Origin of the sequence: Gynuella sp. (assembly GCF_050297175.1) — a bacterium.
Taxonomy (GTDB): Bacteria; Pseudomonadota; Gammaproteobacteria; order Pseudomonadales; family Natronospirillaceae; genus Gynuella.
In genome coordinates this window covers 84,705-110,579 of record NZ_JBNKSF010000045.1, presented here as the reverse complement: position 1 = coordinate 110,579, position 25,875 = coordinate 84,705, and the positions used below count along the sequence as shown (strand labels likewise).

Annotated in this window: 18 protein-coding genes; 5 read left to right on the top strand and 13 right to left on the bottom strand. The window is 46.8% G+C overall.

Features of this window, described 5'->3' with window-relative positions; all coding sequences use genetic code 11:
• Window positions 1–4: 4 nt before the first annotated feature.
• From ACQY6I_RS19200 to ACQY6I_RS19190, 3 genes are all read right to left on the bottom strand, one after another.
• Complete coding sequence (locus tag ACQY6I_RS19200) at window positions 5–1,924, bottom strand: bifunctional 5-dehydro-2-deoxygluconokinase/5-dehydro-2-deoxyphosphogluconate aldolase (RefSeq protein ID WP_428243123.1); 1,920 nt, start codon at window positions 1,922–1,924, stop codon at window positions 5–7.
• Window positions 1,925–2,324: 400 nt separating this feature from the next.
• Window positions 2,325–4,493 carry a methyl-accepting chemotaxis protein gene (locus tag ACQY6I_RS19195; RefSeq protein ID WP_428243122.1) on the bottom strand — a complete coding sequence of 723 codons (2,169 nt, stop codon included), beginning with the start codon at window positions 4,491–4,493 and terminating at the stop codon, window positions 2,325–2,327.
• Window positions 4,494–5,017: 524 nt separating this feature from the next.
• Window positions 5,018–5,860: a TIM barrel protein gene (locus tag ACQY6I_RS19190; protein WP_428243121.1), complete on the bottom strand. Its 843-nt coding sequence runs from the start codon at window positions 5,858–5,860 to the stop codon at window positions 5,018–5,020.
• 759 nt (window positions 5,861–6,619) lie between these two features.
• On the opposite strand from ACQY6I_RS19190, the gene ACQY6I_RS19185 reads away from it, so the two are divergent.
• From ACQY6I_RS19185 to ACQY6I_RS19175, 3 genes are all read left to right on the top strand, one after another.
• Window positions 6,620–7,561, top strand: coding sequence for a sugar ABC transporter substrate-binding protein (locus ACQY6I_RS19185; protein WP_428243120.1), 942 nt, complete (start codon window positions 6,620–6,622; stop codon window positions 7,559–7,561).
• Window positions 7,562–7,723: 162 nt separating this feature from the next.
• Window positions 7,724–9,271, top strand: a complete 1,548-nt coding sequence (locus tag ACQY6I_RS19180; RefSeq protein ID WP_428243119.1) for a sugar ABC transporter ATP-binding protein — start codon at window positions 7,724–7,726, stop codon at window positions 9,269–9,271.
• Window positions 9,272–9,322: 51 nt separating this feature from the next.
• Window positions 9,323–10,360: an ABC transporter permease gene (locus ACQY6I_RS19175; protein WP_428243118.1), complete on the top strand. Its 1,038-nt coding sequence runs from the start codon at window positions 9,323–9,325 to the stop codon at window positions 10,358–10,360.
• Between the two features lie 384 nt (window positions 10,361–10,744).
• On the opposite strand, the gene ACQY6I_RS19170 is transcribed toward ACQY6I_RS19175, so the two are convergent.
• The 9 genes from ACQY6I_RS19170 to ACQY6I_RS19130 form a co-directional block, all read right to left on the bottom strand.
• Window positions 10,745–11,626: a MurR/RpiR family transcriptional regulator gene (locus tag ACQY6I_RS19170; protein ID WP_428243117.1), complete on the bottom strand. Its 882-nt coding sequence runs from the start codon at window positions 11,624–11,626 to the stop codon at window positions 10,745–10,747.
• Between the two features lie 401 nt (window positions 11,627–12,027).
• On the bottom strand, window positions 12,028–12,687 hold the full coding sequence (locus ACQY6I_RS19165) for an exonuclease domain-containing protein (RefSeq protein WP_428243116.1): 660 nt from the start codon (window positions 12,685–12,687) through the stop codon (window positions 12,028–12,030).
• Window positions 12,687–14,564 carry a putative nucleotidyltransferase substrate binding domain-containing protein gene (locus ACQY6I_RS19160; RefSeq protein ID WP_428243115.1) on the bottom strand — a complete coding sequence of 626 codons (1,878 nt, stop codon included), beginning with the start codon at window positions 14,562–14,564 and terminating at the stop codon, window positions 12,687–12,689. Before ACQY6I_RS19160 ends, ACQY6I_RS19165 begins: the two co-directional genes overlap by 1 nt.
• An 18-nt stretch (window positions 14,565–14,582) precedes the next feature.
• Window positions 14,583–15,095 carry a hypothetical protein gene (locus ACQY6I_RS19155; protein WP_428243114.1) on the bottom strand — a complete coding sequence of 171 codons (513 nt, stop codon included), beginning with the start codon at window positions 15,093–15,095 and terminating at the stop codon, window positions 14,583–14,585.
• A 65-nt stretch (window positions 15,096–15,160) separates the two neighbouring features.
• Window positions 15,161–16,891: a sodium:solute symporter family protein gene (locus ACQY6I_RS19150; protein WP_428243113.1), complete on the bottom strand. Its 1,731-nt coding sequence runs from the start codon at window positions 16,889–16,891 to the stop codon at window positions 15,161–15,163.
• A gap of 12 nt (window positions 16,892–16,903) precedes the next feature.
• Window positions 16,904–17,176: a DUF4212 domain-containing protein gene (locus tag ACQY6I_RS19145; RefSeq protein WP_428243112.1), complete on the bottom strand. Its 273-nt coding sequence runs from the start codon at window positions 17,174–17,176 to the stop codon at window positions 16,904–16,906.
• Window positions 17,177–17,585: 409 nt separating this feature from the next.
• Entirely contained in the window at window positions 17,586–19,142 is a 1,557-nt protein-coding gene (locus tag ACQY6I_RS19140) for a SpoVR family protein (protein WP_428243111.1), read from the bottom strand.
• A gap of 11 nt (window positions 19,143–19,153) precedes the next feature.
• Window positions 19,154–20,443 carry a YeaH/YhbH family protein gene (locus ACQY6I_RS19135; protein WP_428243110.1) on the bottom strand — a complete coding sequence of 430 codons (1,290 nt, stop codon included), beginning with the start codon at window positions 20,441–20,443 and terminating at the stop codon, window positions 19,154–19,156.
• A gap of 14 nt (window positions 20,444–20,457) precedes the next feature.
• Entirely contained in the window at window positions 20,458–22,380 is a 1,923-nt protein-coding gene (locus ACQY6I_RS19130) for a PrkA family serine protein kinase (RefSeq protein WP_428243109.1), read from the bottom strand.
• Between the two features lie 347 nt (window positions 22,381–22,727).
• On the opposite strand from ACQY6I_RS19130, the gene ACQY6I_RS19125 reads away from it, so the two are divergent.
• Window positions 22,728–23,897 carry a phosphoglycerate dehydrogenase gene (locus ACQY6I_RS19125; protein WP_428243108.1) on the top strand — a complete coding sequence of 390 codons (1,170 nt, stop codon included), beginning with the start codon at window positions 22,728–22,730 and terminating at the stop codon, window positions 23,895–23,897.
• 418 nt (window positions 23,898–24,315) lie between these two features.
• Window positions 24,316–25,017: a pirin family protein gene (locus tag ACQY6I_RS19120; RefSeq protein ID WP_428243107.1), complete on the top strand. Its 702-nt coding sequence runs from the start codon at window positions 24,316–24,318 to the stop codon at window positions 25,015–25,017.
• A 52-nt stretch (window positions 25,018–25,069) separates the two neighbouring features.
• On the opposite strand, the gene cysQ is transcribed toward ACQY6I_RS19120, so the two are convergent.
• Window positions 25,070–25,864 carry a 3'(2'),5'-bisphosphate nucleotidase CysQ gene (gene cysQ / locus ACQY6I_RS19115; RefSeq protein ID WP_428243106.1) on the bottom strand — a complete coding sequence of 265 codons (795 nt, stop codon included), beginning with the start codon at window positions 25,862–25,864 and terminating at the stop codon, window positions 25,070–25,072.
• Window positions 25,865–25,875: the final 11 nt, after the last annotated feature.

The following is a 25,875-nucleotide window of genomic DNA, read 5'->3' as shown; positions in this document are numbered from 1 at the left end:
TTGATTAGCTGTTGTTATTGCGTTCTTTCCAGAAGGAAACGAGTTCCAGATAATTCTGCACAACACCGTCGATGAGTTGCTGATCGTTATACTCACCCCGTAGCCATTGCCGGCTGGGTTCACTGAAAATGGTGCGGCCAACGGCAAAACCTTTGCAGATGTTAAAACCGGCACTGTCATTGAAGCCTCTTTTCAGTTCATCTGCCGGAGCGTCCAGACCGAGCATAACCACCCCATGACAATGAGGGTCTCTCGACTCAATCAGAGTGGTAATTTTCTCCCAGGAAGCTGGAGTCTGTGGTGGCAGTTTCCACCAGTCAGGAAAGACTTCCAGGTTATAGAATCGCATCATGGCGGTCACAAATGTATCGTCTGTGATTTCTGAACGTTGCGGAGGGATCAGTTCCAGCAATAACTCATGACCTGTAGCGCAACAGGCCTGATACAATTCTTTAACGCGGCGCTCCTGAGCCAACCTGAGTTCAGAGCTGTCTTCAGGATGGTAAAACACCAGACATTTGACGATGTGTTCAATCGGCCACTGTCTTAATCTGGCGCTGATATTGTTACCGCCTTCAAATTCCAGTGGACGTGAGCTGGGGAGTTCAACCGGGCGTCCAATCCACCAGCCTTTGCCGGTGACATCGTTGAGTGCATCCTGACCGTAAGTGTCATCAATCAATACCCCTGCCTGACTGCTACCGATCTGGCTCGCTCCCTTTTCTGCCGCCTTGACCAACAGCCTTTTGAGGGCTTTGACTTTGCCTGGATCGACGTTTTCCTCACGTGCCATATCGAACAATTGCTTGCGGTGATCAAAGGCCAAAATGCAGAGATCATCCCACTGCCGGCTACGACGTTGAGCTGTTACGCGATGCAGCTTATTGAGGGTTTTGTCGAGATCCGGACGAGGTACGCTATGTTCCCTGGTGAGGTAGTTGTCCAGCTCCTCTGCACTGGGAATGGCCGGCGCGCATCCATGACGGGATACTACCAGCGCACCGCAGGCATTGGCGTAAGCGCAACAGCGTTCATAAGGTTCATCTCGTAGCCAGCCGCGTAAAAAACCACTCATGAAAGCATCGCCGGCACCGAGCACGTTAAGTACTTCGATGCGGACTCCCTGAAAGGCTTCGAAGTCTGAGGCGTTGTCAGGAATCTTACCATCCAGCACGGTACAGCCGAGTTCTCCCAGCTTCAGCACGATGGTTCCACTGGTTAATTCACGGATTTTCTTCAGCGCGGTAATCGTGTCAGTACTGCCACCGGCAATATGAATTTCCTCTTCTGTTCCAACGATCAAATCAATGTCGGGCAAAATGGACTGCAGATGCTGACTGACGCCATCATCAGAAATAAAACGTGTTTCACCGTCTCCGAGCGATGTCAGGCCCCACAGTACCGGACGATAATCAATATCTAGAACAACTTTGGTACCGGCTGCTTTGGCATATTCGATGGCTGTTTTACTGGTTTTATAAGTCTGCTCGGTGGAAAAGTGAGTGCCGGTAATCAACAGGGCTTTACTGGAGGCGATAAACTCCGGGCTGAAATCGGAGCTGTCGATGGCCATGTCCGCACAGTCTTTGCGGTAAAAAATGAGTGGGAAGGTTTCTTTATCTTTGATTCCCAGAATCACCAGACCGGTTAAACGTTCTTTATCGGTGACCACATGGCTGACATCCACTCCGGCCCGGACCAGTTCTTCACGAACAAAACGTCCCATGTGTTCATCTCCCACACGGGTCAGCATGGCCGATTTAAGACCCAGACGAGAGGTTCCGAATGCGATATTACAGGATGAGCCTCCGAGATATTTAGCGAAGCTGCTTTCATCCTCCAGACGACTGCCAATCTGTTCGCCGTAAAAATCAACTGCAGCACGCCCAAGGCATATCAAGTCCAGAGTTTTATTCTTGCTCATGTGTTGTGTACCCGTATTTTTGTTTGGTGGAAACGGTCTTCCATCGTTCGGTATCGGCGGCCCAAATGCGTAAAAAGCTTTTTTGGTCCTGTTGTTTCATTTTTCAAAATAATAGAACATAAATTCCATAAAAACAATATGAATACATTACGTCGGCAGAGCTGGTTTGGGTTTCAGGGATGCCAGGTTAATTATGTTTTTTCGCGGTTCTGATAAGACGGAGGCCGGCTGCCGATAAAGCGAACTGGTCACAAGGAGTACCGAGAATGAAATTTTTTTTCTAAATGAATACTGTCATGCCTAATGCTTTGGATTTTTTCGGAATAAATATTCCAATTGTTTAGCAATAAACTGTTTCAAATATTCAGGCCTGGGCCTGTTGGCTTTCGGCGGCTCCCAATCAGTCTTTGACTTTAAAGGTGCTGATCAGCTCCTGTAGCTGTCTGGCCTGCTGGGTCAGAATCTGCGCCGCACTGGCGCATTCTTCGGCACTCTGACTGTTCTGGTGAGTTACCTGATCAATCTGCTCAAGTCCAATGCTGGCATGTTTTAAGGCAGAAGCCTGTTCGCTCGAAGCGTGTGCAATTAACGAAACGAGATCTGAAACTTTCTGAGCTGAGGTTACAATTTCTTTCAGTGATTCCGCGGTTTTAGCGGCGATTTCGGTACCGACACGGGTTTTCTCCGTAGTGCTCTCTATCATTGCCGCAGATTCGGACGCTGCTTTGGAGCTACGCGCAGCCAAACTACGGACTTCGTCTGCAACAACCGCAAAACCACGACCCTGCTCTCCGGCTCTGGCCGCTTCGATGGCAGCATTCAGGGCCAGCAGGTTGGTCTGGCTGGAGATATCGTTAATAGTTTTGATGATCTCCGTAATGTTTTTGCCTGAGTCGCCAATTTCCTTCATGGCATGGTTCAGCTCATCCATTAACTGATTGCCTTCTTCCGCATGACGTTGAGACTCTTTCGAGAGTAAGTCTGCCTGATGTGCATTCTCTGCGCTTTCTGATGTTTGCTGGGTCATCTGGGTAATAGTGGTGCTGATTTCAGTGACCGATGTGGCAGAGTTTGTTGCGCCTTCTGAAATGCCTTGGCTGAGTTCAGCCATTTGGGAGGCGTTTTTTGAAATTGCCTGAGCGCCCTGCTGAACCTGACTAACGAGTGTATTCAGGTGTTCAATCATCCGCTGCAGAGCCAGACCGAGCTTATCGCGATCAGATGTCAGGTTCACAGTCTGATTCAAATCACCCTGTGAGATGCGTTCTGCCAGCAGAACCTGCTCTTGCAGACTGCTGGCCATCGAGTTTAGTGCGTCCGTCAGTTGACCGACTTCATCGTTGGATTTATGGTCGAGTCGCTTCGAAAATTCGCCAACACGAATATCCTGAGCCAGTTCCACAGCGCTTGAGACCGGTTTGGCCAGCTTGCCGGCGAGTAGCCACAGCAGGAGAACAAAAGCCACAGACACTATAACCCCGACGACTATCTGCCAAAGACTGCTGTCGAGACTGCGATCGGCCATTTCTTTTTTCAGCGCCAGTACGTCTGACAGGACAACCGTCTGTGGTAATGAGATCATGACTGACCACGGTGTGGTTGTTTTGCCGAGTGTCAGCGGTACGATTGCATTGAGTATCTGATTGTTGTCAGAGTAGAAGGATTTGGTGGTTTTGTTTTGTGTGTCCTGGATAATTTCATCGGCACTGTCAGGCATGGCGGATGAGATGGCTTCGCCCGTCAAAGCAGGATTTTCGCTTTCGGCGATAATGATTCCGTCATAATTAATAACGATTGCCCGCCCTTGACCTTTAAACAGATCAGCATCAAGTTGTTCAACCAGCTGTTGAATAAATGCCTGGTTATAAGTTATGCCGGCTATGCCCAGAAATTTATCGTCGACGACTATAGGAACAGATAAGGATATTTGCCATATTTTAGAGCCGTTGTCGGTAATAACAGGAACCGGTCCGTATACGCTTTCCTGTAGAGTGCTTTTGGGGGTGAGGTACCAACCGCCTTTTAAAATGCCATTTGCAAATGAATCCTGGCTGTCATAATTATCGAGAGTGGTCACAACCGCTTCTCCGGTACTATCTCTGCTCCAGCTCGGCAGGAAACGACCAGTACCCGCCTCACTGCCAGTGTCACCGCTTTTACGGAAAAATAGATCCTGATTGTCCAGTGCCTGAGGTTCCCAGGCTGAAAATGTAGAATAAAAATGATCGTTATTGACCAGGATGGTTTTCAGCAGGTTGTTGATTCGATTGCGATCTTGCCCCATGGCCTTGCGAACACCTTCTTTTTGCGCAACTTCAAAGCTTTGTGCCATAGTTCGGGCGGCATCCAGTCCTTCCTGTAGTTTTGCCTGGATGTAATTGGAGCGTGCCGAAGCAAGATTATTAATGTTCTGGAGAGTATTTTCCCTTACCAGGGACGTGATTCTGGCCGATATGATCGATTGGGTGGAAGTCGAACTGTACAAACCATAAGCAATTAGAAGCAGTGATGCAATGATAAGACAGAGTCCAGCGCTAAGCGCTATTTTAAACCGGACATTCAATTTCATCTCAATATCTCTTGACTGCGCATTTGTTAATTTTTATTTGGTGCGACTTTTCTCAGTATAGAGCAACATTCATACGGTATTTAAAATTTTGTAAGCCGGAATTCAGGCAAAAATGACAACATGACAAGTCCGTAACATCCTCGTATGAACATCCGTCCTCGGGTATCAGAATACGATACAACGATAAAATATTGGCTAGCCAGGCATTTCGATTTCAACATACCGTTTTAAAGCATCTATAGAAACCACTGCGGCAAATCCATTTCATGAAGTGATACTCTCAATAATGGCTTCAGTGGTGACATCGTCGAACGTGTTTGTAACAGGCATGGAAAGCCAGTACATCACCGCACGTACGGATCAAAATTTGAAAGATGCGGGAGCATACAAGGTATTAAAACGCTTTTCATAGTGACATCTCCATCAAATCATTCATCTAAAATGGTTTTTATTTTTGTTTAACGGCAGATAGCGAGTACATCTTGAATCCGCTGATCGTCGACTGCCAAGACTCACATACTTTTTCAATCATTGTGCTGATTAATGGGCTGCAGCTGGGCCGAAATGTAATCAATGCTTTCTTTCGCAGCGGCTATTGGGTCAGGTAAATTCCCGATCTTTCTGGAGAACGGTTCAAATGAAAAATAGCCTTTATACCCATCAGTCAGAAGTTGGCGAATTTGCTGGATATTATCGAGACGGTCATTGGGGCCTACGAATACCCGATGGCTATCCTGCATGGATGCAAACGTAATGTTTGGGTCCTCTACACCGGAGATATGAACCAGGCCCGTCATGTTGGCAAACATTTCCTGCTCGCCGGCACCTTGATGATGAAAAGTATCGTGTACCAGGCTAAAGCGGTTTTCCAGCCCAACTTCTTTAATGGCGTCCACCACCTTGCGTTTCAGTCTTATTGACGAGACGGGAAATCCCAGTGCTTCCACAAATCCTGTTAAATTGTATCGCTCAAGTATTTTATCCAGGGACGTCAGAGCGATTTCCAGGTTGGCTGCTTTTTCTTCTTCGCTGGCTTTATAACTGCCATCATTTAATGGACATAACACCAGTCCACCGGCTTCACATGCATGAGCCAGACCGGCCAGTTTTTCGGCCTGAGCTTCTCTCTCTTCATTCCATATATTGAATGGGTAAAGTGCGTTGATGGTTAAGATTTCAATGCCGTTTTCCTTGGCCAGGGCTCCTATCTCTGTGGCTTGTTGTAGATCGGTGATGCTGTTCGTCTGTATGTCATTTCGCAATTCTATGGCGTTAATCCCAAGCTGTGCGGCTGTCATAATGAGTTCTTGAGCGCTGCAGGATGGATACACCATATGATTAAGTGAGAATTTAATGATGTGAGACATAGCCATACCTGAGTGATGTATCAATGATTAGGTTGCCGGTTTATTCGATGCCGTTGAGCGAGAAGTATTTGACAGTCAATCGGTTGTTGGTGAAGTTAAGACTGTGCCTGGCTCGCTGGTCTGCTCTTTTTTATAGAATAGAACAAATATTTCAATAAAGTAATAATCAGAACTTTTTGTTTTGTTACATAAATTGCGGATGCAACTTTGTGTTATCGATGTTGCCGATACACGCAGTGTGGGACCTTAAGGAGAAGTTAAAGCTGTGTTTGATTTATGACTTTCCGCCAGAAACGTACTGTTAATCATTCGTAGAATAAGGTGAAACATGTCTGGGCAGATGGTTTCGCCAGGTGATGTTAACAATCACTGTTTATGGAATTTACGTTTCATATTGTTTTTTTTTAAAAAATAAATTCCAAAATGAGAATTTCAGGGACTATAATGAATTCGTTCGCTTGAGATAATCCTTGTTGTTGCTTTCAGTGTTGACAAGATAGTAAATCGAACGCAATATGGAATATATATTCTGTAAGTTGGAAATATGGAAAATAATTTCTACAACCAATTTTCCATGGTCTAACTTAAAGGCTTGCTATATAAACTGGACTGATCCTGATCACTCGTTCAGAGTGACTTCAGTCACTTAGTTGAAGATAGAGAAGCGAGGGGGTTCGATAGCTCCATGTTGGACTCCTTCCGGTATTAATAAAAATAATAGAATGCAACCGGGCATTCACCCAGAGGAGTTAAAAATAAATGAAAAAAATAGCTTTAGCTGCTTTAGCCACAACTGCAATCGCAACTTCACTACTGGCAGGTCCCGCTTATGCCAAGGAGTTAAAAATTGGCGTTTCCATGGCGTTATTCGATGACAACTTCCTGACTGTCCTGCGTAAGGGGATGGAGAACTATGCTGATGAGGCTGGCGTATCTCTGCAAGTGGAAGACGCGAAAAACGAAGTAGGGCAACAACTTAACCAAATACAGAACTTTATAGCTTCCGGTGTTGACGCGATTATCGTAAACCCCGTGGATACTGATGCAACGGTGTCAATGAGTGACGATGCCTCTAGTGCAGGTATTCCTCTGGTTTATGTGAACCGTCAGCCTATCAATCTTGAAATGTTGCCAGACAATCAGGCTTTTGTGGCCTCCAATGAAACGGATTCAGGGACTCTTCAAACCAAAGAGGTCTGCCGTCTTCTGGGAGGTAAAGGTAAGGTTGTGGTCATGATGGGAGAACTGTCAAACCAGGCTGCCATTCAACGTACCAAAGACATCCATGATGTCATCGCGACTCCCGAGTGTTCAGGTCTTGAGATCATTGAAGAGCAAACCGCCGAATGGTCACGTACCAAAGGTAATGATCTGATGACTAACTGGTTGTCTGCCGGTTTGAAATTTGATGCTGTTATTTCCAACAATGACGAAATGGCCATCGGTGCAATTCAGGCCCTGAAAGCGGCTGGACGGCCAATGGACAAAGTAGTTGTTGCAGGCATTGATGCGACTGCGGATGCGCTTGCTGCGATGAAAGCCGGTGATCTTGATGTCACGGTGTTCCAGGATGCTGCGGGTCAGGGCAAAGGTGCCATTGATACTGCTGTTAAACTGGCAGAGGGCGAAGATGTCGATCAAAAGGTCTGGGTACCATTCAAACTGGTTGTACCGTCTAATATGAACGAGTTTATGAATTAAGTTCATATGGAAACTCAATCATCTTCAGTTGTGAAGATGATTGAGTGCCGGAATACACTGAAAATAACCCATTATCTTTTTCTTGCTGTCTTTCTATAAGACACGGCAATTTGCATTGATATTGTTCAATTTTGAGTTTTGCTAACGTGGAGGTGTTGCGTTATGGTCAGCGCATCACGAGTAGAAAACCTGCCTGCCGATGTGACAGAAACTCAGTCGCACCCTTATAAATATGTACTTGAAGTTATCAACGCCCGTAAGGAATTTCCCGGTGTCGTTGCATTGGATAATGTCTCGCTTCGTGTCAGGCCTGGTACTGTACATGCTCTGATGGGAGAAAATGGAGCGGGTAAGTCCACTCTGATGAAAATCATTGCCGGAATTTATCATCCGGACAAAGGTGAAGTTCGTCTGCGTGGAGAGCCGGTATATCTAGCCACACCCCTGGCAGCACAGGAAGCTGGCATTGCGATGATCCACCAGGAATTGTTACTGATGGACTACATGACGGTTGCAGAAAACATCTGGATTCGTCGCGAACCTAAAAATTCTATGGGATTAATTGATCACCAAGAGATGCGGCGCAAGACAATTGAGCTTCTCTCCGAGCTGAATATCAATATTCACCCAGATGCCGAAATTAAAGATCTGACTGTTGCCAATCGGCAGATGGTCGAAATTGCAAAAGCAGTATCGTTTAATTCCGATGTCCTCATCATGGATGAGCCGACATCCGCGCTGACTGAAAACGAGGTGGAGCACCTCTTTACTATTATTCATGGTCTGCGTGAACGCGGAATTGGCATTGTATACATCACTCACAAGATGAGTGAGTTGTTTGAAATTGCGGATGAGTTTTCAGTGTTTCGTGATGGTCAGTATGTGGCGACACATGCTGCCAGTGATGTCACACGTGATGACATTATTCGTATGATGGTGGGGCGTGATGTCACTCAAATGTTTCCAAAAGAAGAAGTGGAAATGGGTGATGTTGTGTTGTCGGTTAAAAATCTGACACTGGAGGGTGTCTTTTCCGATGTGTCATTTGATGTGCGCGCTGGTGAGATTCTAGGCTTTGCCGGATTGGTTGGGTCCGGACGTTCCAATGTTGCTGAAGCATTATTTGGTGTTACTCCTGCCAACCGCGGCGAGATTATCATTGAAGGCAAGCCGGTATCCATTAAATCCCCCAACGATGCCATCAAGCTTGGAATGGCATTTTTGACGGAAGATCGCAAGCAGACCGGCTGCTTTCTGTCGCTGGATGTCCAGGAAAATATTCAATTGCCCGTATTGCATGAGAACTATGTTAACCATGGTTTTGTAGCAGAGCACGCTGTCGAAGAAGCCAGCCAGGAAATGAGCAGGAAACTGAGAATTAAAACACCGACCATGCAGGAATGTATAGAAAACCTGTCTGGAGGAAATCAACAGAAAGTGTTGATTGCCCGGTGGTTGCTGACTAATCCGAGAATTCTGATTCTGGATGAACCAACGCGTGGCATTGATGTTGGTGCTAAGGCAGAAATTCATACGCTGGTGACTCAGCTGGTTCGTAAGGGGGTGGCAGTCATTATGATTTCCTCCGAATTACCAGAAGTGTTGGGTATGAGTGACAGAATAGTCGTTATGCATGAAGGCAGAGTGACAGGAATACTGAACCGTGATGAGGCAGATCAGGTCAGTGTGATGGATTTGGCCGCAAAGTAAATACCATCGAATACATATGCAGGTGGATTCCGAAAGAATAGAGAGGTAATTATGGTAACTAAATCAGCTGCTGCCAGTATGGAAACATTGGATCTGGCAACTAAGAGGCGCATTCCTCCGGAATTTAACATTTTTCTGGTTTTAATTGGCATTGCAGTGCTTTTTGAAATACTTGGGTGGATTTTTGTGGGTCAGAGCTTCCTGACCAACGTGGCGCGTTTACAGATTATTATTCTGCAAGTATCCGTCATTGGTATTATTGCGATTGGTGTGACTCAGGTAATTATTACCGGTGGGATTGATTTGTCCTCGGGTTCTGTCGTCGCAATGAGCGGAATGATTGCTGCAACCTTTGCGCAGACTGCCAAGTGGCCCAAAGTGATTAATCCTGCGCTGACCGACCTGCCGTTTATTGTGCCAATACTGGTGGGTATAGCTGTCGGTGGGTTGGCTGGTCTGGTCAGTGGCGTGTTGATTACCAAAACCAAAATCCCACCATTTATTGCAACATTGGGCATGATGGTCAGCGCCCGTGGCGTAGCCAGATGGTATACCGATGGTAGTCCGGTATCCGGATTTACAGAAAGCTTTGCTGTGTTGGGTAATGGCTTAAGTCGTTGGATGCCCGTCGTGGTGTTTCTATGTGTTGCAGTTATTTTTCATATTGTGATGCGTTATACCCGTTACGGAAAATTCACCTATGCAATAGGTGCTAACGAACAGGCTGCACGCGTGTCCGGCATCAACATCGACATGCACTTGATTAAGATATATGCCATTGCGGGACTGCTTACGGGGTTGGCTGCGATGGTAGCGATTGCACGGATAAAAACTGCTCAGGCGGGAATGGGATTAATGTACGAACTAGATGCAATTGCTGCATCGGTCATCGGTGGAGTGTCCTTGTCCGGTGGTCGTGGCCGGATTATGGGTACTGTAATTGGAGCCTTAATCCTGGGGGTGATGTTGTCCGGTTTCACTTTCCTTAGGATTGATGCATATTATCAGGACATTATTAAAGGAGTCATCATTGTTGCAGCAGTAGTGGTTGACCAACGTCGACAAAACAAGCGTCGCAAAACGACCTGATTGTTTTTTCGAGCGATAAACTTCAGCCGCGTACAGCGGCTTTTTTACGTCCAGGGAAGGACCAATCCCGCGAGCGCATGGATGCGCGGGAGCGGGGTACGTCCAGGGAAGGACCAATCCCGCGAGCGCATGGATGCGCAGGAGCGGGGTACGTCCAGGGAAGGACTCGCAGACTATTTGTTCCCGACACATTCTGCATTTCCACCATCCGTGGCGGTCATCCGCGAGCGCATGGATGCGTAGGAGCGGGGTACGTCCAGGAAAGGACTCGCAAACTATTTGTTCCCGACACATTCTGCATTTCCACCATCCGTGGCGGTCATCCTGTGAGTGCAGGGGGGAGGTTGAGTTTATCTGGCGATTTGTGTCAGCTCTAAGGTCGTTTCAGGCCCCATCCGGAGCCGCGATGTGTTTGCTGCCATCCAGTTTGTTGTTGGCCTGTAGACGATAGGCAAGACCGATCGAGAGTGTTTGTGCAAGGCACAGAGATGAGGTTAAGGAGCGGAAGCTGCGAACTTGGGCTTCTTTCACTACCAGGCTGACACTGGCTTGTAATGCCAATGGGCTGAGCGGACTATCGGTAATCACAATCAATGGACTACCTTTTTTCATGGCGATTTGAGCGACATCCAGAGTTTCCTGGGCGTAAGGGGTGAAGCTGATGGCAATGACTGCATCCTGGGCATCGATAGACTGGGCTTGTTCCTTAAACATCCCTCCGATGCCATCGACCAGGTAAGCATGGTGTTCTATATGCCGTAAGGCGTAGGCAAAGTACGATGCCACGACAAAGGCTCGCCGGACCCCAACGATATGAGTTGACCTGGCATTCTCCAGAATGTCCAACGCCTTATTCAGATTCTCTTCCTCCATTTCATGTTTCAGGTGATCAAGGGCGATGACATTGGATGTCGTGAATTCCTGTAACAGCTGAAACGGTGAAGGGTTATCTGATTGGCCGTATTCCTGGCTCGCCATGCGAATACGTTCGCTGTAGCTCGGTGCATTATCAATAAGCTTACTGCGAAACAGACGCTGCATTTCACTGAACCCCTGGTATCCCAGGGCATTGGCAAACCGGATCAGTGTTGAGGGGGTTACATTGGCTTTTGTTGCAATAGAGGCAACGGTGTCGAAAGCAACATCTCTGGGGTGATCGGTAAGATAACGTGCAACCTGTTGCAATCGTTTGCTGAGATCGTTATAGCGCTCTGCAATCGTTTGTTCCAATTCTTCCAGAGTATTGGGGAGGTTAGTTTGATTCATAGATGCTTCTCTTAAATGATGCTGCGGTCTTTCGCCAGTGCCTGGTAATGTCACTAATTTGTTAGCGGGCTATATTTTGGTTCGGAGTTTTAAATATATTTAGCATGATTTCTTTTTTGCGCCTTTGAAACCAGTTGTCAGAAAGTAAACATATATGTGTCTCTTCATATTTATCCGGACAAAGAAAGCCTTATGGCCAAGTGAATCAATCCAGTCAAGGTTGAGTGTATGGGCAAGGTTTCCATAAATGGAATAGAAATTTCATTTTACTTGAGGCATTTAGCGGTAGCAATCTTACTTTTGCTCAGCATGTGTCATTTTAGTTCCTATTTAAAACGGAGTAACGTAGTTCATGGTCGGGGTGGTTTGCGTAACAGTGATGAGATGTGATGCATTCAGTGTCAAGGCAGTCGAATGGTCAGGCCGGCATTTTTAAATAAGTAGCCAATGGTAGGCTCTGCTCTCACATGAGCAACCTGTGCGAGAAACAACTCCGCTGTTGCCAACGCATCTGTCAATGCATTGTGCCCGCCGTATTCCGGCAGGTTATAACGCTTGCGACAGTTGTTCAGTCTAAAAGCATCGTCGCGGACATATTCCTGGATTTTATTTTTTTGGATTCGTTCAAATAATAGAGTGTCGAACAGGTTGATCTGTACGGAAGGTAAGGCTATTTGACGCCAGAGTCTGGTCAGAAAACCTATTTCCACTGGTGCGTGATGCACAATCAGTAAACGTCCCTGAAGCGCCTGGTACAGATATTCGAGTGCAGTTCTGACTGGTATGCCCTGATCATTGATGTCTTGATCCGTAATCATGTGCAGACCAACAGTATCTTTGGATACCGCCCCGTGATTGACGAGTAGCAATTGTGCCGTCGAAAGCTTGATAGTGCCTTCGTCGATGCTAATCCATCCCAAGCTTAAAAGGTGATCCGTTGCCACATTGAGCCCAGTCGTTTCCATATCCAGTACCAGATATTTCTGATTGTTCCATGGCTCGTTATGTAGTGCATTCAGAGTCTGGTTGAAGAACTTTGTGCGTAGACGTGCCATTAACATTAGGAGGGTAAACCATTGGCAAATCTGATTTTTGCCATATCCTGGGCGCTGGCAATGGCTTTGAAGGTTGCTTTCAGGTGTCGTCTTTCCAGCTGGCTCAGATGAGTTGGATCAAGATAAGCACTGATTTTACCGTGTTGTTGCCAGTGATCGTGTTGGGTTTGCAGGCGGAGTTCTGAAAGAAACATCCAGGCGTCCTGCAGGTTATGAATATTTTCCTGCGACATGGCTTTTTTATTGCCCAGATTCTGCAGTCGCTCAATTGTTGAGGTCGAGGTTTCTCCAGTGGCGAGACCATAGATCCTGGCCAGATCATTAATCAGAGCAATACCATTGTGTTTCAGATCCAGCTCATTTTTGTGTTCGCCCGTGCTTTCCAGAACCAGGTTACGGAAAAACCCCAACGGCGGTCTGGAACGCAGCGCATTTCTGGTTAATGTGGCCAGAAAAATACTGTTTTTTTGACAATGATTCAGGGTTTCTGCCTGTAGCTGTCTGGCCGGCTCCTCCGGTCCGTAGGAGGAACGGATATCAAAGAAAATAGAGGCATTCAATAGTGCTTTTGGGGTGGACTTTTCAATCCAGTAATTAAACTGCCGTTGCCATTGTTGTCGGCTCATCATCCAGGTTGGATTGGTTGCCATGATATTGCCAGGACAATAGGGAAATCCACAGTGGTGCAGACCGTCACTGACAAACCGTGCCAGTCGATTGAAATAGTGCACTTCCTGTTCGTTGGGTTCATTTTCCAACATCAATGCGTTGTCCTGGTCGCTACCAAGAGATTGCTCTCTGCGGGCCAGAGACCCGAATACCAGAAAATTAAAATCCATTGGCGCTTGTCCATATTGCATCATGGCCAGTTTGATCAATTGCTGTATCAGATTATCGGAGATGGTGGCCAATACTCTGCCGATATCTACTGGAGAAATATTGGTGACTACCAGGTTGTTTATCAGAGCAGGCAGTCGTTTACAGGTATTGATTAACGCCGGGACATTGGTTTGCCGGCTGATTTCTGATGCCAGTAGTAGAGGGCTGAGTTGCTGGTTACGTAGTAAGTCTGTTGAAGTTATCATGCCAATAGGCTTGGCATCATGACTGATAATGGGTAGATGATGAATATCCCGTTCACTCATCAACAGCAGTGCCTCCATAATGCTGGCCTGTTGAGAGAGATATACGGGGTCATGGGTCATGATGTCGCCAACGGGAGTATCAGCCGGCAGTGCAGTGGCCAGCACCCGAGAACGCAGGTCCCGGTCGGTTAATATCCCAATCATTTGTTCGTTTTCGAGTATCAGGATCGAGCTGACCCGGGCAGCTGTCATTTTTTTTGCGACAGCCTGTACGGTGCTATCAATATCGGTGGCAATCAGTCCGGAGGACATGAGTGAATCTACCGAATTGGAAAGATGAATGGCCGGAGTAATGGTTGGGTGAGTCTGGCTTGCAAATAACTTACGCAGCCTGTTTGCCCGGGTACTGGTGAAATAACTCAGAAAGCTTGGGTAATCGTCGGCGATCGTCTGGAATGTTTTCCTGTCCAGACGGTAGACCAGGCTGTCTTCCAGAGCGATAACAGTAAAGCCTTCAGGATTATTTTCCAGAATACTGGAGATACCGAAACACTCACCATCAGCTAGGCGGTCAACCAGAAGGCCCTCCTGGCTGCGAATCTCAAACGCACCTCGACGAATAATGTGCAGGACCGGTCCGCTTTCAGGTGTCTCAATCGCGGTGGATTGTTCTACTTTAATATATTGGACTTCAAGACCAGAAGCGATTCGCTTCAGTGCATTGCCATCCAGAAACTGGAATGGCGGTGTTTTTTGTAAAAAACTGATAACTTCAGTAATTTCAACGGTTGCACTCATGTCCGGTCTCCAGTGCAGTTACTTGGAAGACGCTGTTTCCATGAAAGGTGTAATGAATTCCGAAAAAATAGCTGAGGTTTCGACAAAATACAATGAACCACCTGCGGAAACAGCCACTCGCATTACATCATTACTCTTGTCAAATGGTGGTACTTCAAGGCTCCAGACTTGCATTGCGGTCTTAGTCTCGACTTCCTCGACCGGAGACATATTGGTCGGAACCGTTTGCTCAGCCTCTGATGGGCCGATTACCAGTGCAGCGGCTTCCAGTGCAATGTTGGAATCGAGTGTGAACAGCCAGCTACCGGTATCTTGTTGGTCAGCGCGAATGACGATTTCAATGTCGCCGTTTTTCAATGTACATTTTCCGCTTTCATGGCGGCAATCTGATTTAGGAGCCAGCTTATAACTCTGACCGGCAACGGCAGCCTGAGGCTTTTCTCCGATGGCCAGGTCAGTCGCGAAATAAGCGATGATTGCCAAAAACGGGGCTATGAGTAGTGCGATTGTAATGTGTTTATTTTTAAACATAAGGTCTACATCTGGGTTGGAAGTTGGGAACAGGTGTTAAACACCTGTTCCAATCAGTCCATTGGTTAATGGTTAGACGCTGAACCGATACCACTGGGAACACGGATATCTTCAACAATGTGTTGAATGTGCTCTGGTGGCGGGGCGGTCACTTTCGATACCGAGAAAGCGATTGCAAAGTTTACGATTGCGCCAATGGCTCCAAACGCATTAGGTTCGATGCCAAAGAACCAATTGGGTTTCATGCTGCCTAAGAATTCCGTACCCGGAATAAACATGATGCCCTTGTGTTGGAAGACGTAGAACAGCGTGATGCCAATACCGCCGATCATGCCCCAGACGGCTCCTTCCTTATTAATTTTCTTCGAAAAGATACCCATCATAACTGCCGGGAAAATTGATGAGGCTGCCAGACCAAACGCCAGTGCCACAGTTCCGGCTGCAAATCCTGGTGGATTCAGGCCGAGATAGCCCGCAGCCATAATGGCCAGGGCCATCGTAACCCGACTGGCCATCAATTCTCCCTTTTCAGAGATGTCAGGTCTGAATACACCTTTTAACAGATCATGGGAGATGGCTGAGGAAATAGCCAGTAACAGGCCTGCTGCCGTGGACAATGCTGCAGCCAGTCCACCGGCGGCAACCAAAGCAATTACCCAGTTTGGCAGTCCGGCAATTTCCGGGTTGGCCAGTACCATGATGTCGTTATCAATTTTGACCAGTTCGTTTTCGTCTTTGTTGGCAGTGTAGTGAATGCGGCCATCACCATTTTTGTCTTCAACTGCCAGTAACCCGGTTTTTTCCCAAGTGTTGAACCAGGAAGGCCGTTCGTCATACTTCATGTACTCACCTGGAGCGGGTTCCAGGGTATTCATGAGGTTGTAACGGGCCATTGCGGCTACGGCCGGTGCAGTGGTGTAGAGAATGGCGATAAACACCAGAGCCCAGCCCGCTGACTTCCGTGCATCACTGACTTTGGGTACAGTGAAAAAACGGATGATCACGTGTGGCAGACCTGCAGTACCGATCATCAACGACATGGTATAGAAGAAGGTGTTGGTCATGCTCAGGCGGAACTGCGTGGTATATTCGCTGAAGCCTATATCCTGGACAATTTGATCAAGTTTATCGAGCAAATAGGTATCCGTGCCGACCAGTGTCCCGCCAAGACCAAACTGCGGAATTGGGTTCCCGGTCAGATGTAGGGAAATAAAAATGGCAGGAATGGTATACGCCAGAATCAACACACAGTATTGAGCGATCTGGGTATAGGTAATGCCTTTCATGCCACCAAGTACTGCATAAAGGAAAACAATGCCCATCCCAATGTAGAGGCCGGTGTCATAATCGACTTCCAGGAAGCGGGAGAATGCCACGCCAACCCCTTTCATTTGACCAATTACATATGTGACTGAAGCCAGAATCAGGCAGATAACGGCTACCACACGGGCAGTATTGGAATAGTAACGGTCACCGATAAACTCAGGGACGGTAAACTTGCCATACTTACGTAGATACGGTGCCAGCAACATGGCTAACAGTACGTAGCCTCCTGTCCATCCCATGAGAAAGACGGTCCCGCCATAGCCAAAGAATGCGATCAGACCGGCCATAGAGATGAACGATGCCGCAGACATCCAGTCGGCTGCGGTCGCCATACCGTTGGCAACAGGGTGAATTCCCCCACCGGCGACATAAAATTCACTGGTTGAACCAGCTCGCGCCCAGAATGCTATGCCGATGTACAGTGTGAAAGAGAGACCAACAACGATGTAGGTTAAGGTTTGTAACTCCATTGTTCGTCTCCTTTACTCGTCTTCGTGCAAATTATATTTTCGGTCCAGGGCTTCCATCTTTCTGGTATACACGAAAATTAAAACGACAAAGCAATAAATTGAGCCCTGCTGTGCAAACCAGAAGCCCAGTTTATATCCGAAGATTTTTATTTGATTGAGAACATCCACCAGCAGGATGCCAAATCCAAATGACACGACGAACCAGACAACCAGTAGCGTAATGATCAATCGGATATTTTCTTTCCAGTATGCCGCCTTGGCACTGGAATTATTATCAAGATTCATAGAGGTGCCTCCATTGTATTATTGTTATTGGGCTGTGGTGTACAGCCTTATATCGTTAGGCGGCTTTAAGTTAGCAGTGCACTGTCAGAAATGCGTTTAGACTTTGGTCGGGGGGGCGCAAAGAAGATCAGTGTTGTGACAGGATCGTCCATGACTGAAAACTATCAGGCTGCACAATGACTTACAATGCGAAGGCCGTATTAAAAAATATGTTCAAACCGGTCACAGATTATGGCCTTGCTCTGGCTTCTCTGCTGGTATTAATCAAAGGCTCTTTAGTATTTTCGAATATCTGTAAATTCTGAAATATTTCGCGAATCATCCGGGGCGTGATTTTTAAAAAAATAAACCAGACAGGCTAAGAGTGAGACCAAGGTGTAAGCCTTGGCCTCTCTGTAAAAAAAGAATGTTAAACGTATTTTAACAGATCGCTGTCTTCCCGCTCCTTGTCCTCACCTTTCTTGGGAGGCATGTGAAAGCTTTGTTTGATTTCATCGTTGAAAATGGAGTTCAGGTGCACATCAAACCCCCATAATCGATGTAAATGCTTCATTACTTCAGTCGTCGAGCTCTGATCCAGAGGAATATTGTTGTGACGGATATGCTGCAATGTAATGGAGCGGTCACCACGAAGGTCCACCTCATACACCTGGATATTTGGCTCCCGAACACTCAGGTTATATTGCTCAGAAAGTTGATGACGAATAGCCTGGTAACCGTTTTCGTTGTGAATGGCCAGCACTTCGTACTCAGCAATATTTTCGTCATCCAGAATGGAAAACAAGTGCAGATCGCGAATGACTTTGGGTGACAAGAACTGTTGGATAAAGCTTTCGTCTTTGAAATTCTCCATGGCGAAGTGCAGCGTTCCCAGCCAGTCATCGTTACCGGCGATATCCGGAAACCACTGTCGGTCTTCCTCGGTCGGGTTCTGACAGATTCGTCTGAGATCGGTAAACATTGCAAAGCCGAGTGCATACGGATTGATGCCACTGTAGTACGACGCATCAAACGAGGGCTGATAAATCACACTGGAGTGGGAGGTCAGAAACTCCATGATGAAACCTTCTGTCACCAGGCCACGGTCATACATCTCATTGAGAATGGTGTAATGCCAAAAGGTTGCCCAGCCTTCATTCATGACCTGGGTTTGTCGTTGTGGGTAGAAATATTGTGCGATTTTACGCACTATTCTGACCAGTTCCCGTTGCCAGGTTTCCAGTAATGGTGCATTTTTTTCAATGAAGTACAGTAGGTTTTCCTGTGGTTCCTCGGGAAAGTGAGACTTATGTTTGAGGTCTCCTTTTTCTGCATTAGTGGGGATGGTCCGCCATAGCAGATTGACCTGCCGCTGCAGATACTCCTCTCGTTCATTCTGTCGTTCCCGCTCCTCGGTTGCGGAGATCGGAACTGGCCGCTTATAACGATCAACTCCATAGTTTTGCAGGGCATGGCAACTATCCAGAATCTTCTCGACTTCTGCGATACCATGGCGCTCCTCACACTTTTGTACGAAGTTCTTGGCAAATACCAGATAGTCGATGATGGCGTCAGCATCGGTCCAGGTTTTAAACAGATAGTTGTTCTTGAAGAATGAGTTATGACCATAACAGGCATGAGCAATGACCAGTGCCTGCATGGTCATGGTATTTTCTTCCATCAGATAGGCGATACACGGATTGGAGTTGATGACGATCTCATAAGCCAGACCCATCCGTCCGCGTTGGTAGTTCTGCTGCGTCTGTAAAAACTGCTTGCCGAAGCTCCAGTGATGATAACCTACCGGCATGCCAACGGATGAGTAGGCATCCATCATTTGTTCGGAGCTGATAATTTCGATCTGGTTGGGATAGGTATCCAGCTTGAACTCAGCCGCAATCTTGGCGATCTGGCGGTCATATTCCTGCACTAACTCAAAAGTCCAGTCCGATCCCGTGGATAAGGGTTTGCTCGCGCGTTTACTCATGCTCACCTCGCTTATGCGGCTTCCCGGCGTTGGAACAGTTTTCTGAAAACAGGATAAATCTCCCCTGCTTCAACGATTTGTTCCATTGAGAACTGATCCGGGAAATCACCGTAAATGCTTTCATACTCATACCACAGGGCCTGATGATCCCGCGGGGTGATTTCGATGTAGGAGTAGTACTGAACCAATGGCATGATGGCTTCAGTCAGAATTTTCCGGCATACCGGTGAATCATCGTTCCAGTTGTCACCATCCGATGCCTGGGCCACATAAATATTCCAGGCAGAAGGCGGGTAGCGGTGTTTGATAATTTCGTCTGTCAGTTTAAGGGCACTGCTAACAATGGTTCCGCCGGTTTCTCGGGAGTAGAAAAACTCTTCCTCGTCAACTTCCTTGGCGCTGGTATGGTGGCGAATAAACACCACTTCGATTTTTTCGTAATTGCGTCGCAAAAACATATAGAGCAATAGAAAAAAACGTTTGGCAATGTCTTTGGTGGATTGGGTCATGGACCCTGAAACATCCATCAAGCAGAACATCACCGCAGCATTGGTGGGTATCGGTTGTTTCTCATGACGGTTGAAGCGTAGGTCGAAGTCATCAATAAAGGGAATGCCGGCCATTTTTCGTTTGATACGTTCGATCTGGTCTGTAATTTCCTCGATACGGACCTCATCGTCAGCGAGTGGGCCTTTGGCTTCCAGTGATTCCAGCTCAGCGGTCAGTTCTTTGATCCGGCGTCGGCTGGAACCGGTCATGGCGATTCTACGCGCATGTGCATTGCGCAGGCTGCGAACAATATTCATTTTCGCCGGGGTACCCTGGGTGGAATAGCCCGCGCGACGATAGGTGAATTCCTCCATCTCACGCAGTTCTTTTTGCACCATATTTGGCAGGGCAAGATCTTCAAACAGAAACTCCAGGAACTCATCCTGGGAGATGTTAAAGGTAAACTCATCCATACCTTCGCCACTATCTGATGCTCCCTGTCCTGATCCATTTCCGCCGGCACCACCGCCCTGAGGCTTGCGTAACCGGTCTCCCTGGCTGAACTCCTTGTTACCAGGATTCACAAATGTACGCTGACCTCCCTGGCCATGGGAAAAGTGTGGCTCCTGAATATCCCGGGATGGAATAGTGATCGATTCACCCTTCTCCATATCGGTGATTGAGCGACGATTGACCGCTTCATTAACCGCTTTCTTGATGTGTTTTTTATAACGCTCAAGAAAACGGCGCCGGTTCACCGCACTTTTGTTTTTACCGTTCAGTCTCCGGTCGATCACATAACTGTTTTGCATACAAGCTCCGTCGTCTATTGAGACTTTCTGACTCTCAGATACCATTCGGACAGCAATCGCACTTGTTTTTCAGTATAGCCGCGTTTGACCATGCGATTGACAAAGTCTTCGTGTTTTCTTTTGTCCTCAGTGGACGATTTCGGATTGAAGGAGATCACCGGTAGCAGGTCTTCGGTGTTGGAGAACATTTTTTTCTCGATGACTGCACGCAGTTTCTCGTAGCTTTGCCATTCCGGATTCTTACCGTTGTTGTTCGCTCTGGCCCGTAGGACAAAGTTAACGATCTCATTACGGAAGTCTTTCGGGTTGGAGATGCCAGCAGGTTTTTCAATTTTTTCCAGCTCATCATTCAGCGAGCTGCGATCTAGAATTTCACCGGTATCCGGATCCCGATATTCCTGATCCTGTATCCAGAAATCAGCATAGGTGACATAACGGTCAAAAATGTTTTGCCCATATTCTGCATAACTTTCGAGGTAAGCGGTTTGAATTTCCTTGCCGATAAACTCGATATAACGTGGCGCCAGATATTCTTTCAGATGGGACAGATACAGATCGTGCGTTTCCTGCGGGAACTGCGCCTGTTCAATCTGATCCTCCAGAACGTAGAGCAGGTGTACCGGGTTGGCAGCCACTTCCGTCGGATCGAAGTTAAAAACTTTGGACAAAATTTTGAAGGCAAACCGGGTGGATAAGCCATTCATGCCTTCGTCGACACCGGCAGCATCTTGGTATTCCTGATGAGACTTCGCTTTAGGGTCAGTGTCTTTAAGGTTTTCACCATCATAGACCCGCATCTTGGAATAGATATTGGAATTTTCAGGCTCTTTGATTCGACTCAGAACACTGAACTGAGCTAGCATTTTTAAGGTATCAGGAGCGCACGGTGCTTCTCTCAGGGAGCTGTGTTCCAACAGCTTCTCATAAATATTGATTTCCTCGCTGACGCGGGTGCAGTAGGGCACCTTAACGATGTAAACCCTATCCAGAAACGCTTCGTTGTTCTTGTTATTGCGAAAAGACTGCCATTCGGACTCGTTAGAGTGCGCCAGGATGGTGCCGTTAAATGGAATGGCACTCATGCCTTCCGTTGCGTTGTAATTACCTTCCTGTGTGGCGGTCAGTAATGGATGAAGTACTTTGATTGGAGCCTTAAACATCTCCACAAACTCCATCAAGCCCTGGTTGGCCTTACACAAGCCGCCGGAAAACGAATAAGCATCAGGGTCATTCTGAGCGTATTCCTCCAATCGGCGGATATCCACTTTCCCGACCAGTGAAGAAATATCCTGATTGTTTTCATCGCCGGGTTCAGTTTTTGAGATCGCGATCTGATCAATGATGGAAGGAAACAGTTTGACCACCCGGAACTTGCTGATATCACCGCCGAAGTCATGCAGCCGTTTGATTGCCCAGGGCGACATAATGGTTTTCAGGTAACGATTGGGGATTCCGTATTTTTCTTCGAGAATATCCTTATCTTCCTCATAGTCAAACAGCCCCAGTGGGGTCTCGTAAACCGGAGAATCTTTGATAGCATAGAAAGGAATTTTTTCCATCAACGCTTTTAGTTTTTCTGCCAGAGAGGATTTGCCGCCGCCTACCGGCCCTAGCAGATATAAAATCTGTTTACGTTCTTCCAGCCCCTGTGCTGCATGTTTGAAGTAACTGACGATATGTTCGATAGGTTCTTCCATGCCGTGAAATTCTTCGAAGGCGGGGTAACGTTTGATGATTTTGTTTGAGAAGATTCGACTCTGTCGAGAGTCACGTGACGTGTCTATAAATTCAGGATCACCGATGGCTTTCAACATCCGTTCTGGGGCAGTTGCATAGGCCATTGGGTCAGCTTTACAAAGCTCAAGATACTCTTCGAGCGAATACTCCTCCTGATTCCGGGATGTATAACGTTCTTTGTAATTACTAAAAATATCCATGCCTCACCTCGTCGCATTTTGATAAATCGACTTACTTTGGACACCAGTTGTTTAGTAGAATGTTCTGGTTTCAGGCACTTAGTGTGCCAGGATATGGTTAGAACGTTGTACTGTATTTGTCCGGATTTTGTCATTGCTATCGTTACTCTGAATGAATTCTCAGAATACGATGCGTTTATCTCCTTAATTTTTAAAATAAAAATTTTAGTCAGATCACTTGCGTCAGATTATGATCGGTACAAGCAATATGTTTTAACCTTAGCATGTTTTGAGCCAGGCTTAGTGTAAAGATTTCCTGGGTTAAAAAAACAATAACAAACTCTTACTTTTCTATCATAGGAGCCTCGATGTTCTTTATCAAAACATTTAACAAGATTTCAAACAACGGCTTAAATTGTTTTTCACGAGAAAGTTTTGAAATTGCCAGTGAAATTAATCACGCGGATGCACTGCTGTTAAGAAGTCACAAACTCACTGAATCTGATTTAAACGGTGGTTTGAAAGCAATCGCCAGAGCCGGTGCTGGAGTAAATAATATTCCTGTTCAGCGTTGTTCTGAACAGGGTGTTGTGGTGTTTAATACTCCTGGAGCAAATGCTAACGCAGTGAAGGAAATTATCCTTGCAGGACTGTTGTTGGGAGCGCGTGATCTGGTTGGTGGATTACAGTTTGTAAAAAATATGAACGGGCTGAATGATGCTGACATGCAAGCTCAAGCTGAACAAGGAAAGAAAGAGTTTTCGGGATGTGAGCTGCAAGGAAAGACACTGGGAGTGGTCGGCTTGGGTGCTATTGGTGCGCAGGTGGCCAATATGGCGCTGGAACTGGGAATGCGGGTGATTGGCTATGACCCTGCTCTTTCAGTGGAATCTGCATGGCGTTTAAGCAGTCGTGTTGAAAAAGCTGAAAACCTGGCGTCATTGTTGAATAAGTCTGATTTTGTAACGTTGCATGTACCTGCCATTGAGGCGACCAAAGGTATGATCAATAACGATGCAATCAAACAATTTCGGGAGGGTGCCGCATTGTTGAACTTTGCCAGAGAATCGATTGTTGATCTGGTTGCGGTGACGGCGGCCCTGAATGCCGGGGTGCTGAGAAAATATATTACTGACTTTCCGGCACCAGAATTGATCGGCCGTGATGATACTTTGATATTTCCTCACCTTGGCGCTTCGACTCAGGAGGCAGAAGACAATTGTGCAACCATGGCAGCCAATCAGTTGATTGATTTTTTGATGAATGGAAATATTAAAAATTCTGTTAATTTTCCGTCTATCTATCTGGAACGATCAACCGGTTATCGCCTGACATTCTGTAATGAAAACGTACCCAAAGTATTGAGCAATGTGTTGTCTCTGCTGGCAGACAGAAATATCAACGTCATCGATATGCTGAATAAGAGTCGGGATCAGATTGCTTACAACATTCTGGATATTGAAGAGGCGCCATCTGAGGATTTACTGGATGAGATAAGACAGGTTCAGCATGTTATTAATGTTCGCTTGATCGCATAAAATCGATTCAGTTCAAATTACATGCTGGTAATCGTGATAATGATTTCTGGTATGTAATTTTTGTGGTTCGATATAACTTTAGTTAACGTAACTCATGTTTTGCTGTCTGAACTTTGACGACTATTGTGAACGCGGAGTTTTGCTCGCGTGATCAGGCTTGGCTCGCGAGTGTTCGAATAAGGGGCAGACCAACATTTTTCCCATATTCATTTATCTTATCTTCCTCTGATCATGGAAAGAATATGGGATATCCAATGCGCTGTTGTAAAGCGTCGATACTTTGTCCATCAGGTAAAATGACGGGCTCGCTGATGTTCTAAATAATTGAATGACACAACCTGAATTCTTCGATTTTCATGAGTATCTGTGATCACTACAGTAGTGGTCATCTTAACAAATGACAAATTCGGAGGCGGTTATGGATTACATCAGACTGGCCGGTGAGCGTGGTCAGGCGAATTTTGGCTGGCTCGACAGCAAACACAGTTTTTCTTTTGGCAGTTACTACGATCCCAGGCATATGGGATTTTCGGTTTTGCGGGTCATTAACGATGATACTGTTTCACCCGGGGCAGGTTTTTCTCCCCATGGTCACCAGGATATGGAAATTATTTCCTACGTGCTGGAAGGTAATATCGAGCATAAAGACAGTACCGGGAATCATTACGTGATCCCGGCAGGTGAAGTACAAAGGATGAGTGCCGGAACCGGGATCACCCATTCAGAATATAATCCGTCTGAGACGGATTCACTGAAATTTCTGCAAATATGGCTACTGCCCAACGTACAGGGGATTTTGCCAAGTTACGAACAGGCCAGTATCCGCCAAACCGGCAAGTTGACTGCCCTGGTTACACCTGACGGGCAGGATGGTTCATTGCACATCCATCAGGATGCCGCGATTTATCGATTGGTACTTGAACCCGGAGAAGAATATCAGCTGGAAACCGGATCTCGTTTTGGATACCTGCATGTGATCAATGGTGCCGCAATCACCGATCGACTGACGGTTAAAGCCGGTGATGCATTTGGGTTGAAAAGCGATCGGCAACAGCATTTGCGTGCCGGGGATCAGGGGGTTGAGGCTCTCTGGTTTGATTTGCCGGCGAAAGCTTCCTGATTTCTACGATGAGCGGATGAGTTATATCATCCGCTTCCCTGGTTGAGAGGGGTTATTGGCACCAGATAGGGCTGGTGGATGCGCAGACAATAAAAAATGGATTGAGTAATGTGTCTGGCCGGCTGTTATAGATCAGCGGCTTCAAGGAATCAGCTTCCAGCACTTGCCCCCCGGCTGCCAAAACCACCGCATGGGCCGCGGCAGTATCCCATTCGCTGGTTAACCCCAAGCGCGGGTATAAATCGGCTTTCCCTTCTGCAACCAGGCATAATTTCAGTGAACTGCCCATGGCAACGATATCTGCATCTGGCAGGCGCTGCATGAACGCTTTGAACTCATCAGACTGATGTGAGCGACTGCCCACAACCCGCCAGCCAGTAGCTTGTGCAGGCACATCGGCCACCTGAATGGTTTGCGCTGCTTGTTGCCCAACCTGCTTGTAGGCCCCTTTGTTCTGTTCGCCCCAGTAGTAAGTATCGAGAGCCGGTGCGTACACCACACCAAACACCGGCTGGCCATTCTCAATGAGGGCGATATTGACGGTGAATTCGCCATTTTTTTTGATGAATTCCTTCGTGCCATCCAGCGGATCAATCAGCCAGTAGCGAGTCCAGTCCAGTCGCTCGGACTTAACTGTATCCCCTGATTCTTCTGATAACACCGGAATATCCGGTGTAAGTGTTTTGAGGCCATCCACAATCAGGTGATGAGATGCCAGGTCTGCTTCAGTCAGAGGGCTGCTGTCGGATTTGTCATAAACGGCAAAGTCCTTTTCATAAATGTCCATAATGGCGTCACCGGCGGCCTTCGCCAGCTTGAGAATACTGTCAGTCGTAAATTCCATCATACTGTTCCTGA